This is a genomic window from Bacillus sp. 01N42_2 (assembly GCF_056399565.1).
The window spans coordinates 256,545-271,761 of record NZ_JBFTRO010000003.1; the positions used below are offsets into that span (position 1 = coordinate 256,545).

At 47.1% G+C, this 15,217-nt stretch carries 13 protein-coding genes and 1 other annotated feature; of the genes, 2 read left to right on the top strand and 11 right to left on the bottom strand.

Annotated features, from left to right (window positions below):
- Positions 1-13: 13 nt before the first annotated feature.
- Both hisS and AC1DN5_RS08875 read right to left on the bottom strand, forming a co-directional pair.
- On the bottom strand, positions 14-1,288 hold the full coding sequence (hisS, locus tag AC1DN5_RS08870) for a histidine--tRNA ligase (RefSeq protein WP_045926800.1): 1,275 nt from the start codon (positions 1,286-1,288) through the stop codon (positions 14-16).
- 63 nt (positions 1,289-1,351) lie between these two features.
- Positions 1,352-1,584 (bottom strand) — a binding site (T-box leader).
- A 60-nt stretch (positions 1,585-1,644) separates the two neighbouring features.
- Positions 1,645-1,815 (bottom strand): YrzK family protein, encoded by a 171-nt coding sequence (locus tag AC1DN5_RS08875; RefSeq protein WP_016938816.1) that lies wholly within the window; start codon positions 1,813-1,815, stop codon positions 1,645-1,647.
- Between the two features lie 130 nt (positions 1,816-1,945).
- Between AC1DN5_RS08875 and AC1DN5_RS08880 the strand changes: the two genes are divergently transcribed.
- The gene (locus AC1DN5_RS08880) at positions 1,946-3,508 is read left to right on the top strand and encodes an N-acetylmuramoyl-L-alanine amidase family protein (protein ID WP_366969132.1); all 1,563 of its coding nucleotides are present in this window, start codon (positions 1,946-1,948) and stop codon (positions 3,506-3,508) included.
- A 25-nt stretch (positions 3,509-3,533) separates the two neighbouring features.
- On the opposite strand, the gene dtd is transcribed toward AC1DN5_RS08880, so the two are convergent.
- The 8 genes from dtd to AC1DN5_RS08920 all read right to left on the bottom strand — a co-directional run bounded on the left by dtd (position 3,534) and on the right by AC1DN5_RS08920 (position 12,856).
- The gene (gene dtd, locus AC1DN5_RS08885) at positions 3,534-3,977 is read right to left on the bottom strand and encodes a D-aminoacyl-tRNA deacylase (protein WP_016938814.1); all 444 of its coding nucleotides are present in this window, start codon (positions 3,975-3,977) and stop codon (positions 3,534-3,536) included.
- Positions 3,978-3,989: 12 nt separating this feature from the next.
- Positions 3,990-6,194 (bottom strand): GTP diphosphokinase, encoded by a 2,205-nt coding sequence (relA, locus tag AC1DN5_RS08890; RefSeq protein ID WP_264818896.1) that lies wholly within the window; start codon positions 6,192-6,194, stop codon positions 3,990-3,992.
- 157 nt (positions 6,195-6,351) lie between these two features.
- Positions 6,352-6,864: an adenine phosphoribosyltransferase gene (locus AC1DN5_RS08895; RefSeq protein ID WP_003152714.1), complete on the bottom strand. Its 513-nt coding sequence runs from the start codon at positions 6,862-6,864 to the stop codon at positions 6,352-6,354.
- A gap of 5 nt (positions 6,865-6,869) precedes the next feature.
- On the bottom strand, positions 6,870-9,230 hold the full coding sequence (gene recJ / locus AC1DN5_RS08900) for a single-stranded-DNA-specific exonuclease RecJ (protein ID WP_366969131.1): 2,361 nt from the start codon (positions 9,228-9,230) through the stop codon (positions 6,870-6,872).
- Between the two features lie 55 nt (positions 9,231-9,285).
- On the bottom strand, positions 9,286-9,612 hold the full coding sequence (locus tag AC1DN5_RS08905) for a LapA family protein (protein WP_366969130.1): 327 nt from the start codon (positions 9,610-9,612) through the stop codon (positions 9,286-9,288).
- 63 nt (positions 9,613-9,675) lie between these two features.
- Positions 9,676-10,173 (bottom strand): cation:proton antiporter regulatory subunit, encoded by a 498-nt coding sequence (locus tag AC1DN5_RS08910; protein ID WP_366969129.1) that lies wholly within the window; start codon positions 10,171-10,173, stop codon positions 9,676-9,678.
- Between the two features lie 130 nt (positions 10,174-10,303).
- Positions 10,304-12,523 carry a protein translocase subunit SecDF gene (gene secDF, locus AC1DN5_RS08915; protein ID WP_045926490.1) on the bottom strand — a complete coding sequence of 740 codons (2,220 nt, stop codon included), beginning with the start codon at positions 12,521-12,523 and terminating at the stop codon, positions 10,304-10,306.
- 36 nt (positions 12,524-12,559) lie between these two features.
- Positions 12,560-12,856 carry a post-transcriptional regulator gene (locus tag AC1DN5_RS08920; RefSeq protein WP_045926489.1) on the bottom strand — a complete coding sequence of 99 codons (297 nt, stop codon included), beginning with the start codon at positions 12,854-12,856 and terminating at the stop codon, positions 12,560-12,562.
- A 113-nt stretch (positions 12,857-12,969) separates the two neighbouring features.
- On the opposite strand from AC1DN5_RS08920, the gene spoVB reads away from it, so the two are divergent.
- Complete coding sequence (spoVB, locus tag AC1DN5_RS08925; RefSeq protein ID WP_045926488.1) at positions 12,970-14,526, top strand: stage V sporulation protein B; 1,557 nt, start codon at positions 12,970-12,972, stop codon at positions 14,524-14,526.
- Between the two features lie 6 nt (positions 14,527-14,532).
- On the opposite strand, the gene AC1DN5_RS08930 is transcribed toward spoVB, so the two are convergent.
- Complete coding sequence (locus tag AC1DN5_RS08930; RefSeq protein ID WP_095241548.1) at positions 14,533-15,189, bottom strand: DUF421 domain-containing protein; 657 nt, start codon at positions 15,187-15,189, stop codon at positions 14,533-14,535.
- Positions 15,190-15,217: the final 28 nt, after the last annotated feature.

Sequence of the window (15,217 nt, forward strand, 5' to 3'; positions counted from 1 at the left end):
GCGTTCCTCTCCTTCACTGCTTTTGATCTGCCTTTAACACTTGTATCAGCTCGTCTAACACCACTTCACGCTGCTCGCCTGTTTCCGCATCTTTTACATTGATTTTATTTTGGGCAAGTTCATCTTCCCCTAAAATCGCAATAAAGCGTGCGCCGAGGCGGTCAGCCGTTTTGAATTGGCCTTTCATTTTTTTGTTTTCATAATCGATTTCACTTGAGATGCCCGCTTCTCTCAGTTTGTACACGAGGGAAACGGAATAATCCTTCGCTTTTTCTCCGAGCGTCACGATATAGCAGTCAATCCCCTGATTGACGGGAAGCTCTGCTTTCTCAGCGTCAATGGCTGCCAGCAGACGTTCGATGCTCATCGCAAATCCGATACCCGGCGCTTCAGGTCCGCCGATCTGTTCAACAAGCCCGTCATAGCGGCCCCCTCCGGCAAGTGTTGTAATCGCTCCGAAACCTTCCGCGTTGCTCATGATTTCAAAAGCGGTATGATTGTAGTAGTCAAGCCCTCTGACAAGGTTCGGATCAATTTCAAACGGGATGCCGAGACCGTTTAAGTATTGTTTGACTTTCTCAAAATAAGCGGCTGATTCTTCATTTAAGTAATCAAGAATGGACGGTGCCGATTTCATCAGTTCATGTTCTCTGTCTTTCTTGCAATCAAGAATTCGGAGCGGGTTTGTGTGCAGGCGCGACTGGCAGTCTGAGCAAAATTCTCCGATGCGCGGTTCAAAATGTTTGACGAGTGCTTCACGGTAGGCTTTGCGGCTCTCCTGGTCACCGAGGCTGTTCAGCACAAGCTTGACATTTTTCAAACCGGCTTTACGGTAAATGCTCATCGCAAGCGCAATGACTTCTGCATCCACAGCCGGATCTTTGGAGCCGATCGCTTCAATTCCGAATTGATAGAATTGGCGGAAGCGTCCCGTCTGCGGACGTTCATAACGGAACATCGGTCCGACATAATACAGCTTCGTCGGCTGCACCGGGTTCGCAAATAATTTATTTTCATTGAACGCGCGGACTGCGGCGGCTGTTCCTTCCGGCCGAAGCGTCAGGCTTCTCCCTTTACGGTCTTCAAACGTGTACATTTCTTTCTGCACGATATCTGTAGATTCACCGACGCCTCTTGCGAACAATTCCGTATGCTCGAAAATCGGCGTGCGGATTTCTTTATATTGATAAGTGCGGCACGTCTCTCTCATAATTTGTTCGACGAACTGCCATCTGTCTGATTCACCCGGCAGTATATCCTGTGTGCCTCTTGGAATGTGATATGCCATGTAACAGGCCTCCTTAATGTCTTTCTTCAAATAAAAAAACTCCCGCTCCTACTATACATGTATAGTAGGGACGAGAGTTATACCCGTGGTGCCACCCTAGTTGGAATGCTGAAGCATCCCCGCTCTGACCGTTAACGCAGGTTCACGTCCGCTGCCTAATGACTCGCAAAAGCGTTCAGCAGGGAACCTCCGGAGTGTTGTTTCGAGAAAGATGCAGTGCGGATCCGCTTTCAGCCCGGGACGGTTCCTCTCTTCTCCATGCATTCTGACCTACTCTTCTCCATTATCGGTTCAAAATCGTTATTTTGACTTATGTACATCAATTTCTATTATAATAATGGGATTGCACTCCCCTGTCAAGTTTTATTCCGTCTGTTTTTCCTTGCGACTGCATCTTTCGATAAAAGACCGAACTCCGTCGCCGTCTCTTCAAGAAAACCCGCCTTCTCTTTATCGCTCTGATCACTGAAGTGCAGATTTCCTTCCGCATCATGCAGCGCGCGTCCCATTTTTGGTTGATATTTCATGATTTGCACACCTTTTCGCTGTATTTACAACTAGTATAAACAAACCATTTTATTTTTATTTAACATTCAACAAGGAAAATACGATATTATACAAGAATGTATTTTAGTTAGTTCAGAAAGGAGGACAGCCATGAATAAGAAAACTCTTGCTCTTATTTTATGCGGCGTCATCATCACGGCACTTCTTCCGTCATTTCATACCGCAATCGCCGCTGAGGGAGAAGCGGTTATCGCGACAGACAAGATTAATGTCAGAGGCGGTCCCGGCCTGAGCTATGGAATAAAGGCTGAAGTGAAAAAAGGAGAAAGATACCCGATCACAAAAGAAGAGGGAGACTGGGTACAGCTCCAGCTGAGTCCCGGTAAGACCGGATGGGTCGTTTCCTGGCTGATATCAAAAACAGCCGGAGGAGCAGACCATTCATCCGCAACAAGCGGAACGGTCACTTCCAACGACCCTGATCTTCGCATCAGAAAAGGCCCGGGGACATCATATGAAGTCATCGGCAAACTTCCGCAAGGCGCACATGCTTCTGTGCTGGACAAGAACAGCGGCTGGGTGAATATTTCTTATCAAGGCACAAGCGGGTGGGTTTCTTCCGAATACGTCACCGCAGACAGCGGCGGATCGGATACGAAAGCAACTTCATCCCAAAACGGTTCAAAGAACGGGACGGTAGGCGTTTCTTCATTGAATGTCAGAAGTGCAGCGTCACATGATTCAGCGATTATCACTAAATTATCACGCGGAGCAAAGGTTTCCATCTTAAGCGAAGACCACGGCTGGCTGAAAATTGAAGCAAACGGGCAAAAAGGCTGGGCAGCAAGCCACTACATCATAAAGGATTCCGACTCATCGGACACCCCGTCCGAATCGGGAGACGGCTCTGAGGGCTCAGGCTCCTCGAAAAAAGCGTATATCGTTTACGGCGGCACCAACCTAAGGAGCTCAGCCTCGACTTCCGCTTCTATCGTAAAAAGAGCGGATAAAGGCTCAGCCTATCCGATTGTCGGTTCAAGCGGCAATTGGTATGAAGTCCGGCTGGAAAACGGTCAAACGGCATATGTGGCAAACTGGGTCGTGCAAACGTCAAAAAGCGGTGAAGAAACAGGAGAAGCACCTTCTCCCAACACGTCAGGCGGCAGCGGATCGCTCAAAAACAAAACGATCGTCGTTGATCCCGGACACGGAGGAAAAGACAGCGGAACGATCGGCTACTCCGGAAAGTTTGAAAAAAACGTAACGATTAAAACAGCTAAGCTGTTAGCCGGAAAATTGAGAGCGGCCGGGGCAAACGTGTATATTACAAGGCAGGATGATACATTTATCAGCCTGCAGGCCAGGGTTTCAACGTCCCATTACCGGAATGCGGATGCCTTTATCAGCATCCACTATGACAGCTATGCCGATACGTCAACGAGAGGAAGCACGGCTTATTATTACAGTCCGTCTAAGGACCGCCAGCTTGCCTCAGACGTCCATTCTGAAGTAGCGAAGCGTTCACCTATTCCTGATCGCGGCGTTCTGTTTGGAGATTATTACGTCCTGAGGGAAAATAAACGGCCTGCCATGCTGTATGAGCTCGGCTATCTCAGTCAACCGCAAGAAGAAACAATCATACATAGCGGCTCTTACCAGGAAAAAGTGACAGACGGAATTGAAAGCGGATTGGAACATTATTTTCAATCATAAAAAAAGCTGCCGAACGGCAGCTTTTTTATTGTTTAGAATCCATAATCAATGTAACGGGCCCGGAATTCGTCAGCTGAACATCCATCATGGCCCCGAATATTCCCGTTTCAACTTTGACTCCTTTTTCCCGAAGAAGTTCGTTCCACTTTTCATAAAGGAGCAGAGCCTGATCCGGTTTGGCCGCATTCATAAAATTCGGGCGTCTCCCTTTCTTCGTTTCGCCGTAAAGCGTAAACTGGGAAACTGATAAAATCTCTCCGCCCGTATCTAAAAGCGATAAATTCATCTTGCCGCTTTCGTCCTCAAAAATCCGGAGATTCACGATTTTATCCGCCAAGTAAGCGGCATCTTCCTCTGTATCTTCATGAGTGACGCCGACAAGCGCCATAATACCGGGTCCGATCCGGCCGGCGACAGCGCCGTCAACCGTCACACTCGCTTCTGTTACACGCTGAACAACTAATTTCATAGCAAGCTCCTTTTAGTTCATAACCCGTCGGACTGAATAGATGTCTCTGATCTGCTTAATCCGCTCGACCACTTTATGCAGATGATTGATGTTTTGAATAAAAATCGCCATATGAATCGTAGCGACTTTATTGCGGTCGGATTTGCCGGATACAGACGAAATGTTGGTTTTCGTTTCATTTACGGCCTGGAGTACTTCATTTAACAGCCCGAGACGGTCATACCCCAAAATCTCAATCTCAACATTGTATTCTTTGCGTCTTTGAACCTGTGATTCATGTTCCCATTCAACAGGGATCAGACGTTCCTGCGCTTCATTCGTTTTTACATTCGGACAGTCATCACGGTGAACGGATACACCGCGGCCTTTTGTAATAAAACCGACAATATGGTCTCCGGGCACGGGATTGCAGCATTTCGACAAACGGACGAGAAGGTTGTCGATGCCTTTCACGCGCACACCCGCTTCCCGTTTTCTTCCTTGCGGATACTGTTTCGGCTCGGAAGCGACTTCCTGAACGATTTTTTCCTGCTCTTCCTGATCACGCTGCTTCCGTTCTTTTTCAGTGAGCCTGTTGGCCACCTGCAAAGCGGTAATGCCGTTATACCCGACAGCCGCGTACATATCCTCTTCATTTGAGAAATTAAACTTGTCGGCAACCTTTTGAAGGTTTTCGAGCGTTAAAACATCCTTCACTTCAAAATCAAGATTTTTAATTTCTTTCTCGACAAGTTCACGGCCTTTTTCGACGTTTTCTTCACGACGCTGTTTCTTAAAGAACTGGCGGATTTTGTGTTTGGCCTGCGACGTCTGAGCGAGTTTGACCCAGTCTTGGCTCGGTCCGTACGAATGCTTGGACGTCAGGATTTCAACGATGTCGCCCGTCCGGAGCTTATGGTCAAGCGTCACCATTTTCCCGTTCACTTTCGCTCCGATTGTTTTATTGCCGATTTCCGAGTGAATCCTGTAGGAAAAATCAATCGGCACAGAGCCTGACGGCAGTTCAATGACATCGCCTTTTGGCGTAAATACGTATACCATGTCAGAAAACAGATCGATTTTCAGCGATTCCATAAATTCTTCCGCGTCGGTAGACTCGTTTTGGAATTCCAGAATTTCGCGGAACCAGGACAGTTTTTTCTCAAATGTCGCTTCTTCATTTGCAGCCTTGCCTTCTTTATATGCCCAGTGCGCGGCCACCCCGTATTCAGCGATCTCATGCATCTCAAATGTTCTGATCTGCACTTCCAGCGGGTCGCCTTTAGGCCCGATTACGGTCGTATGCAGGGACTGATACATATTCGGCTTAGGCATCGCAATATAATCCTTGAATCTGCCCGGCATCGGCTTCCAGCACGTATGAATAATGCCGAGTACGGCGTAGCAGTCTTTAATGCTTCCGACAAGAATACGGACGGCGAGCAGATCATATATTTCATTGAACTGTTTATTTTGCAGCGCCATCTTGCGGTAAATGCTGTAGATGTGCTTCGGACGTCCTGAAAAGTCCGCTTTGATATTCACTTCTTCGACGCGTTTTTTCACTTCATTGACAACCTCTTCGACATAAAGTTCGCGTTCCGCGCGCTTTTTCTTCATGAGGTTGACGATTCTGTAGTATTGCTGAGGATTCAAATAACGGAGAGCGGTGTCTTCAAGCTCCCATTTAATTTTCGAAATCCCGAGCCGATGTGCCAGCGGAGCGAAAATTTCCAGCGTCTCATTTGAAATTCTCCGCTGCTTTTCCTGCGGAAGATGCTTTAACGTCCGCATATTATGAAGGCGATCCGCCAGCTTGATCAATATGACTCTGATATCCTGAGCCATAGCGACAAACATTTTTCGGTGGTTTTCCGCCTGCTGCTCTTCTTGAGATTTATACTTAATTTTACCGAGCTTCGTTACACCGTCGACAAGCATCGCCACTTCTTCAGAAAATGCTTCCTTCAGGTCATCGAGGGTGACATCCGTGTCTTCCACCACATCATGCAGAAAACCGCCCGCAATCGTGGAAGGGTCCATTTCCAGATCGACGAGGATTCCCGCCACCTGAATCGGATGAATGATGTACGGCTCACCTGATTTGCGGTACTGTTCGCGATGCGCGTCTTGCGCATACAGGTAAGCTCTCTCAACAAACGCAATCTGCTCCTCCGGCAGATACGTGCGCGCTTTATCTATTACTTGCTCGGCAGTCAATACTTGTTCGTTCGCCATGGAATCACCTTTTTTAAATGTAAACTGTATTAGTTTATTATCAAGAAAAAAACGAGAGATGTAAAGGGCAGAAGTTCAAAACACCTAAAGAATCTGTCAGGATGATGAAATAATAGGAAAAAAGCACCCTGACACGAGTGCTTTTTTCCATATGCGGTTAATATTTCATTAATGTTAAAATATCGTAATCGTCAAGCTTGTCTCTGCCGTCAAGGTAAGAAAGCTCGATTAAGAATGCAATACCGGCTACGACGCCGCCCAGTTCTTCGACAAGCTTAATCGTTGCTTCGATCGTGCCGCCTGTTGCAAGCAAGTCATCAGTAATCAGCACGCGCTGCCCCGGCAGGATCGCATCTTTATGAATCGTCAGTACGTCTTTTCCGTACTCCAAACCGTAATCGACTTTAATGACTTCACGCGGAAGTTTTCCTTCTTTCCGAACCGGCGCAAAACCGACTCCGAGAGCGTAAGCAACCGGACAGCCGATAATAAAGCCGCGCGCTTCAGGTCCGACAACTAAGTCAATTTCTTTTTCTTTTGCATATTCAACAATTTGGTCAGTGGCGTAACGGTATACGTCGCCTTTGTCCATCAATGTCGTAATATCTTTAAATTGTACGCCTTCTTTCGGGTAATCGGGCACAATTGTTACGTATTTTTTAAGATCCATCTGTTCTATGTCCTCCTCGTACTTTCATAAGCCTCTGAACCTTGGTTCATCAGCTTATTCAGCCATTCCTTCAGCTCATGGGCCGCGGAATAATTGAGCTTCTGGTCTAATTCCATCAGCTGCTGTTTTACCTGGTAGGTTTGCGAATCTGCGAGGTCGCGTTTTTTCGCGCCGCTCACGACAGACAGCACACCATCTTCTATTTTAACAAAACCGAGATCAAAAAACACCTTTGTCATGAAATTGATTGTGTCAATTGACCATCCTTTGTGTCTCGCAAGTTCCAAACCATGCTTACTTAAGTCAAAATTGCCCCTTTTCAAGAGAAATGCGTAAAACCACTTGAAATCACTCCGCGATGGAAATGAGGACAGAAAATGTTCTTCATGGTTGATAAAAACAAAATAAATCCGTTCCGGCTTCTTCCCGTCAAGCAAACGCTTGAGCCGCTCCTCTGACGGCGGCACATCCAGAAAGACGGCATACTTTCCGTCAAGCGGAAGAGCCTCCGCCTCGGATTCCGACGTGATCTGAACCAGGTCGTCCGGCAGCTCTTCGCCACGAAGTTTTCGGACAGTTTTTTCATTAAAACTGATGAGCACCCGTTTTTCCTTCGGCAGCGCAGCAACCGTATCTTCCCACGTCCGCTTGCCTCTGATATCAAAAAGCTGCCATTCCAGCACCGCAGCGTCTTTAATCATCAGCTGGGGTTTCTTTCTGTTGTTCCATTCATTAATGGACATTTCGCCGACAATGGAAATCGCTGATCCGGGGACAATTCCGGCTTCCAGCTCTCCTTTGTTAAAGCCGACGCAATCGAGAACGGCAGCATCATTTTTCACCGTCATTTTCACGTGATTTTTATTCGCTCCGATCAGGCGCACTTCATCAAGCACGGCGTTTTCCACCATGACATGCGGTTTAGGGTTAAGCATGCCGAACGGCGAGAGCATATTCAATTCTGTAATGCTTTCAACGGTTATGTCTTCGACGCCGCAGACAAGATCAACCTCCTGAATCGGGATAAAATCCTCTTCCGTAAGGGTTTCTTCAGCCAATTGATTCAGCCTGTCTCTTAAATCCGGCACATCTTCAGCCTTTAAAGTCATTCCTGCGGCCATCGGATGCCCGCCGAAATGAGGAAGAATGTCTCTGCACTGTGAAAGGCTCGTAAAAAGGTTGAAACCCCTGATGCTTCGCGCCGATCCTTTGGCGATTCCCTGCTCCTCATCTATCCCCAGCACGACAGCGGGGCGATAAAAACGTTCAGCGAGCTTCGATGCGACAATCCCGACAACCCCCGGGTTCCAGCCGGCTTTTGCCACTACAATGGCAGACGGGTTTCCGTCTTGCTGCTGAACCATTTCAACAGCCTCTTCGGTCATGGTTTTCACCATTTTCTGGCGTTCCTTATTCAGCCGGTCAATATCCGAAGCCAATTCCTCCGCTTCAAACTGGTCTTCGGTCATCAGCAGGTGCACGGCGGGATCAGCTTGTTCTATTCTTCCGACGGCATTCAGCCTCGGTGCAACCTGAAACCCGATCGTTTCCTCATCAGCTTGTCCGATATCCCCGCCGGAAAGCTTAATCAGAGCTTTGAGACCCGGCCGATTTGTCGTCCGAAGCTTTTCGATCCCAAGTGACGCAATTAATCTGTTTTCATCGTGCAACGGCACCAGATCCGCAACCGTACCGATTGCCGCTAAGTCCAGCATAGCTTCCGGCAAAGAACCCGTAAGCGCGTGGGCAAGCTTAAACGCCACACCGACGCCGGCCAATTCTTTAAACGGATAGCTGCAGCCCGGCTGCTTCGGGTGGATGATCGCAAATACGTCAGGAAGCTCGGGTCCCGGCTCATGGTGGTCGGTAATAATGACGTCTAGGCCCAGCTCTTTTGCGACTTCAGCTTCATGAACGGCGGCGATGCCCGTATCCACTGTAATGATAAGCGAAAAACCCCGCTCTTTTATGGAGCGGAAAGCTTGTTCATTCGGGCCGTAGCCTTCTGTGAAACGGTCGGGAATATAAAAGTCAACGTTTGCTGACAGCTGTCTGAGTGCCGTCAGCATCACTGATGTGCTTGTAACGCCGTCTGCATCGTAATCTCCGTAAATCATAATCGGTTCCCCTTGAGAAACCGCCAGCTTTATCCGATCAACTGCTTCCCGCATTCCTTTTAATTCATACGGGTCATAAAAGTCTGCATCCTTTGTATGTAAAAAATGCCTTGCGCTTTCGGCAGTATCAAAACCTCTTTTTACAAGCAGCGATGCCACAAGAGGTGTTATGTCCAATTGTTCTGTGAGTGATTTGACCTTTTCCTGATCCGGCTGCTGGATTTCCCAGCGCATTTTTGACGCTAACATAAATTCACCCCTCAACCACCCTATTATACTAGAGCGGACTGAGGGGTTTCAAATGTTATTCTGATCCTTTTTTCTCTTCCGGTAATTCTTCCGGAGGTGCGGCCGGTTTTCTGCCGTCCGGATCAGCCGGCAATTCAGCAGCGGATCTGTTTTCTTTCCGCAGCATTTTAATTTCCCGCTTCAGCTTCATCACTTGAAATATACCGGCTGAAAATACGATGAGCGCTCCCATTAACACAGAGCCTAAAATGACTAAAATCAGCGGCCATTCAGCGGTGCCGAACAGATAATCAACCTCAACCGCCCGCACGTTAATGACAGCAAAAATGGCGACAATCAGAGTAAATAGTAAAGCGAATATAATAGTCCATTGTTTATTCATACGTCAGCCCCCAATTATTAATTCTTATCTTTTCCCTCATTTTCCAGGGATTAAACTCCGGTCTCAGGAAATCCGGGCCGTTAACTGCTCACGGACCAGCCTTTTCAATCCGCTTCTTTCCCCGGATAAGACGAGGGTGTCCCCTTCTTCAATTACAGTATCAATGCCGGGACTCAGCTGTTTTTGCCGGCTTTTCTTAACGATCGCAATAATCTGGACGTTGTAATGCTTCTTGATATCCAAATCTCCGATTGTGCGGCTGACAGCCGGTGCGCGGGATTCGGCTTTAAACCACTCAATAACGAGATCATCAAGTGCAACTTCCACAGATTCCAGCGCTTTCGGCTTATACGTCATCCCGCCTAAAATAGCGGAAATCTGCCTCGCCTCTTCATCGTTAAATTCAACGGATGCCAAGCATTCGTCATGGTCTTTCTCATCGAAGTAATAGAGCTCTCTTCTGCCGTCATCATGGAGAATAATACTGATTTTATCATGATTTTTCGTAATGATTTCGACTTTCTGGCCGATGCCCGGAAGTTCCGACTCACGAACATTCATAAGAACCCTCCTACATGTTTTTACAATGATGATTGATTATGTAAGCGTATGTCATTATAGCAAATGCAGGTTTTAAGTTCAACGCAGCCTAAAAAACAGGCTGCCTTCTGCAAGACAGCCTGTTCCCATTTTACTCTTCGATTGATTTTTTCCCTTTAAATTCTTTTCCTTTCCATACAAGCCACAGCTGCGAGGCGATGTAAAGAGAAGAATAAACACCCGTCAATAAACCGACCAATAAGGCGAGTGAGAAGTTCGTAATTGACGATGAGCCTAAAATAAGCAGCACGACGACTACAATCACAACGGTCAAGACCGTATTAATCGAGCGTGTAAAGGTTTGCTGCAAACTCAGATTCACGATGTGTTCCAGATCGGCAAATGACTTCGGCTTGCGTTTTTTCATCTGCTCGCGGATCCGGTCAAATGTAACGATCGTATCATTTATCGAGTAACCGATTATGGTGAGAATAGCGGCGATAAAGGTTACGTCAACCTCCAGCCTTGTAATGCTGAAAAACGCGACGATAAAGAAAGCGTCATACAGCAGGGATACAATCGCGGCGACAGCCATTCTGTACTCGAAACGGATTGACACGTAAATAATGATGCCGATTGATGCAATGGCCACGGCATATAAGGCATTACGTGCCAGTTCCTTTCCGACTGTCGGCGATACCGTGCTGACATTCGGTTCAGCTCCGTATTTATCCTTAAAGTACGTTTTGATTTCAGCGATCTTTTCTTTAGATGGCTCTCCGACAAACCGGGCTGCGGCAACATGGTTCTCTTTACCCGAGAGCACGATGTTTTCCGGATCCATGCCGAGAGAGTCAAAGTCTTTTTCAACCTGCTGTGCCGTCAAGGCATGATTGCTCTGCACGTCAATCCGCGCACCGCTTGCAAAATCGATTCCCAGGTTGAGCTTAAAGATCAGCAAGATGATAATTCCCGCAACGGTTACAACGCTTGAGAAAATAAAGAAGTATTTTCGTTTGCTCGTGAAATCCCATTTCTGGAATGCCGTATGCGGTTCAGTATTTTCGTCGGTCTTCTGAATATCCATAATGTGTTTTTTCTTGACGCCGAACCAGCCTTTTTTCCGGTCAAGCCATCTGCTTTCCACAAGAAGGGCGAGCAGGAATCTTGAAAGGAAGACCGCTGTAATAAAGCTTGTCAGTATTGACAAGATCAGCATCGTCGCAAACCCTTTTACAGAGCTTGTCCCGAAAATAAAGAGCACGACCGCTGCGATGATCGTTGTGATATTCGCATCGAAAATCGTCGCAAATGACCGTCTGTTCCCTGAACGGAAAGCCGAGCGGACGGATTTGCCGAGTTTCAGCTCTTCTTTTATCCGTTCATAGGTGATAATGTTGGCGTCAACCGCCATCCCGACACCCAAAATGAGCGCCGCGATACCCGGCAAAGTCAGCACAGCCTGCATCCAGTCAAACACTTGCAGCGTAATATACACGTATACAGAAAGCGTAATGACCGCTATGAGTCCCGGCAGTCTGTAATAAAGCAGCATAAATAAGAAAACAATTGCAATCCCGATGATGCCGGCCTCGACCGTATCATGTAAAGCCTGCTGTCCGAATTGCGCCCCTACTGAAGTAGAGTATTTTTCGGTCAGTTTCACAGGCAGTGCGCCCGCGTTTAAAATATTGGCCAAGTCCTTTGCTTTTTGAACGGTGAACTGGCCTTCAATCGTGACATCCTTTGTATTTAATTCCTGGCTCACATTCGGAGCGGATACATATTTCGGATGTTTTTTGCCGACTTCTTTTTTAAATGAATCGCCTTTTTGATAATCGAGCCAGATGACGAGCTGATTATTAGGCGCCATTTTCTTGACCTTTTTCGTCACTTCTCCGAACTTGTCCGCATCCTTCAGTTTCACGCTGACAATCGGTTCGTTCGTTGTCGGGTCAAAAGTTTGCTTCGCGCCGTTTTCCACGAGATCAGAGCCGTTTAAAAGCTCTTTATCATTCGTGTCCCTGAATGAGAGCTGCGCTTCCGTTGAGAGAATTTCGCGCGCCCTGTTCTGATTCGTGACGCCCGCCAGCTGTACGCGGATGCGGTTGTTCCCTTCAATCTGAATGTTCGGCTCGCTTACGCCGAGAACGTTAGCCCGGCGGTTCAGCGCCTGCACCGTGCTGACGAGCACGTCTTTTGTGATTTTATCGCCTTTTTTGACGGGCTGCACGTCGTACAGTACTTCAAACCCGCCGCGTAAATCCAATCCTAACGTAATATTATTGGCAGCCGGTTTTGTAAAATACCCCAGCCCTGTGCCGATTAATAATACAATCAGGAAAAACGCAATCAAGCGTCCTTTTTTCATTATGTATTTCCTCCTTAAACCTATGCCGTCAAATCATTATCTCAGCAGTTCATCCAAAGCTTCCTGACCTTCATCGCTTTCCAGCCAATTAGACGACTTAAAAGCTTCAACGGTTGCATAGTTCATAAAATCGCCAATTTTAACTGATAAAATATCGCCGGCCAATTCATACAGCGGCATTTCCGTTTTCTGTTTCCACTTTTTATGTATTAGGTATGACCATAAACTCTCGTGTTCAACATCATCGTATCCAAGGATTTTGAACTCTTCAAGTTTACTGTACAAAAAAGGCCGCAAATGATCCTTATACATTTCGGCGGGATGCTTCTCCATGGGCGCTCGCTCCTTTTTCCCTTTTTCTCGAAGACTTGTCATGCTCGGACGACATCGGCGCATATCTTTATTGTATATGATTCCAGGTAGTTTGAGAAGGCAGGGGTTATAAAATGGCAAAACAGACTTTTTTAAGGGGCACTCTTATTCTCATCGCAGCGGGGATGATTACAAGAATGCTCGGCTTTGTCAATCGGGTGGTCATCGCCCGGTTTATCGGTGAAGAAGGGGTCGGATTGTACATGATGGCTGCCCCGACATTTTTCTTGGCCACCACTTTGACCCAATTCGGCCTCCCTGTTGCCATCAGCAAGCTTGTCGCTGAAGCAAGCGCCCGGGGGGACCGGCAGAAAATGAAACACATTTTAGTGATGTCGCTTACCATCACCGGGATATTAAGTCTCATCTTTACGCCGCTGTTTTTATGCTTTGCGCCGATTATGGCGGAAACGATGCTGACTGACCAACGCACGGTTTACCCACTTCTGGCGATTACGCCCGTCGTGCCGATTATCGCAATCTCCAGCGTGCTGCGCGGTTATTTTCAGGGCAGGCAGAATATGAACCCGCTGGCATTTTCCCAAGTGCTTGAGCAGATTGTGCGGATTTCACTTGTCGCGGTCTGCACGACAGTGTTTCTGCCGTACGGGATTGAATATGCCGCAGCCGGAGCCATGATTTCGTCTGTCATCGGAGAGCTCGCCTCTCTTATTTATTTATTCATTTGTTTCAAAGCTAAAAAAACAATCAGAATCAGAAAACAATTTTTCAAATCGATTGCAAATGGAAAAGAGACCTTCCGTCAGCTGATGAGCGTATCGCTCCCGACAACCGGAAGCCGATTCATCGGAAACTTGTCTTGGTTTTTTGAGCCTATTGTCGTCGCGCAGAGCCTTGCAATTGCAGGAGTCGCCACCGCTGCTGCCACCAGCCAGTACGGGGAGCTGACCGGATTTGCCATGACGGTTTTGACGCTGCCCAGCTTTATAACCTATTCTCTGTCAACGGCCCTTGTTCCTGCGATCAGTGAAGGAATGGAGCAAAAAAAGCTGCAGGTTGTCGAATACCGTCTGGAACAGGCGATGAGGCTGTGCCTTTTAAGCGGGGGCATCTCGGTGGTTATTTTATTCTCTTTCGCTGATGAGCTGATGTCCGTCATGTACGGATCGACCAATGCGGCCGTTTTTATTAAAGTCATGGCGCCGTTTTTTCTGCTTTACTATTTTCAGGGGCCCCTTCAGGCGGTGCTGCAGGCGCTCAATTTAGCCGGGGCCGCCATGATGAACAGTTTTATCGGCGCAGCTGTTAAAACAGGCCTTATTTTTGTGCTGGCGACCAGGCCTTCTCTGGGCATTATGGGCGCGGCATTGGCGATTGTGACAGGAATGGTGCTCGTCACCCTTCTCCATGCGGCCACTGTAAGCAAAGTGCTTCCGATCAGCATCAAAATAAAAGAATATGCGCTCTGTTTTGCGGTCATATTCATCTGCGGTTATGTGAGCCGATTCATAAAGCGCGCCGTTCATTTTTCAGGGTCAGAGGCTGTTAATCTTACAGGCTGGATTGCCATGACCGTCATAATATACATTGTGCTTCTGCTGTTATTCAGGCTGATTAAAAGGGAGGAGCTGATCCGGATTCCGGTCATCGGCAAGTTCGTGACGCGGTGAAACCGGTTAAGGCTCTCCTTTTTCATCTTTAAGATCAATAAAAAAAGCGCCGTCCGTAAACGTGCAGAATGATATTTCCGAAAGATCCTGATATCCTCTTTTCGCTAAGTTTTTTTCGAGCCAGTGTTTATCTTTCCCGATTCTGTCCAGATGCTCGTTCTGAATGACCCCGTCAACGATAAGCGATGTTTCCATCTGCTTATCCTTATTGTTTTTCTTTTTGACGATTGACAGTTTGCCCGAAGACTCCAAAATGGCGTACGACACGTCAGAGATTCTATCGATGTTATTCTCCCTCAGCTGCATAAGAAGATCGTCAAAATTGTAGCGCTGCGATCTCATCGCCCGTTCGTCAATTTTCCCCTGTTTTATAATAATGGTGGGTTTTCCGTCAAGCAGCTGCCGTATTTTTTGGCTTTTGAGCGAGACAAAAGCAAGGCTTACTTGAATAATCATTAAAATGACAATCGGCACAATGGTATGCAAAAGCTTATCTTCTACATTTTCAATTGCCAATACGGCAATCTCGGCAATCATAATGGACACGACAAGGTCTAAAATGCTCAGTTCTCCGATTTCCCGTTTTCCCATCAGTCTGAAAATCACAAGAATGATAAAATAAAGCACTATCGTACGAAACGTAATAATGAAAATATCTCCCATATCGCACCTCCAACGGTCATAGCATTTG

Excerpts from the sequence above, each read along its gene's own strand:
- hisS (WP_045926800.1), bottom strand. The coding sequence starts at position 1,288 with ATGGCATATCACATTCCAAGAGGCACACAGGATATACTGCCGGGTGAA.
- AC1DN5_RS08875 (WP_016938816.1), bottom strand. The coding sequence starts at position 1,815 with ATGAAATATCAACCAAAAATGGGACGCGCGCTGCATGATGCGGAAGGA.
- AC1DN5_RS08880 (WP_366969132.1), top strand. The coding sequence starts at position 1,946 with ATGAATAAGAAAACTCTTGCTCTTATTTTATGCGGCGTCATCATCACG.
- dtd (WP_016938814.1), bottom strand. The coding sequence starts at position 3,977 with ATGAAATTAGTTGTTCAGCGTGTAACAGAAGCGAGTGTGACGGTTGAC.
- relA (WP_264818896.1), bottom strand. The coding sequence starts at position 6,194 with ATGGCGAACGAACAAGTATTGACTGCCGAGCAAGTAATAGATAAAGCG.
- AC1DN5_RS08895 (WP_003152714.1), bottom strand. The coding sequence starts at position 6,864 with ATGGATCTTAAAAAATACGTAACAATTGTGCCCGATTACCCGAAAGAA.
- recJ (WP_366969131.1), bottom strand. The coding sequence starts at position 9,230 with ATGTTAGCGTCAAAAATGCGCTGGGAAATCCAGCAGCCGGATCAGGAA.
- AC1DN5_RS08905 (WP_366969130.1), bottom strand. The coding sequence starts at position 9,612 with ATGAATAAACAATGGACTATTATATTCGCTTTACTATTTACTCTGATT.
- AC1DN5_RS08910 (WP_366969129.1), bottom strand. The coding sequence starts at position 10,173 with ATGAATGTTCGTGAGTCGGAACTTCCGGGCATCGGCCAGAAAGTCGAA.
- secDF (WP_045926490.1), bottom strand. The coding sequence starts at position 12,523 with ATGAAAAAAGGACGCTTGATTGCGTTTTTCCTGATTGTATTATTAATC.
- AC1DN5_RS08920 (WP_045926489.1), bottom strand. The coding sequence starts at position 12,856 with ATGGAGAAGCATCCCGCCGAAATGTATAAGGATCATTTGCGGCCTTTT.
- spoVB (WP_045926488.1), top strand. The coding sequence starts at position 12,970 with ATGGCAAAACAGACTTTTTTAAGGGGCACTCTTATTCTCATCGCAGCG.
- AC1DN5_RS08930 (WP_095241548.1), bottom strand. The coding sequence starts at position 15,189 with ATGGGAGATATTTTCATTATTACGTTTCGTACGATAGTGCTTTATTTT.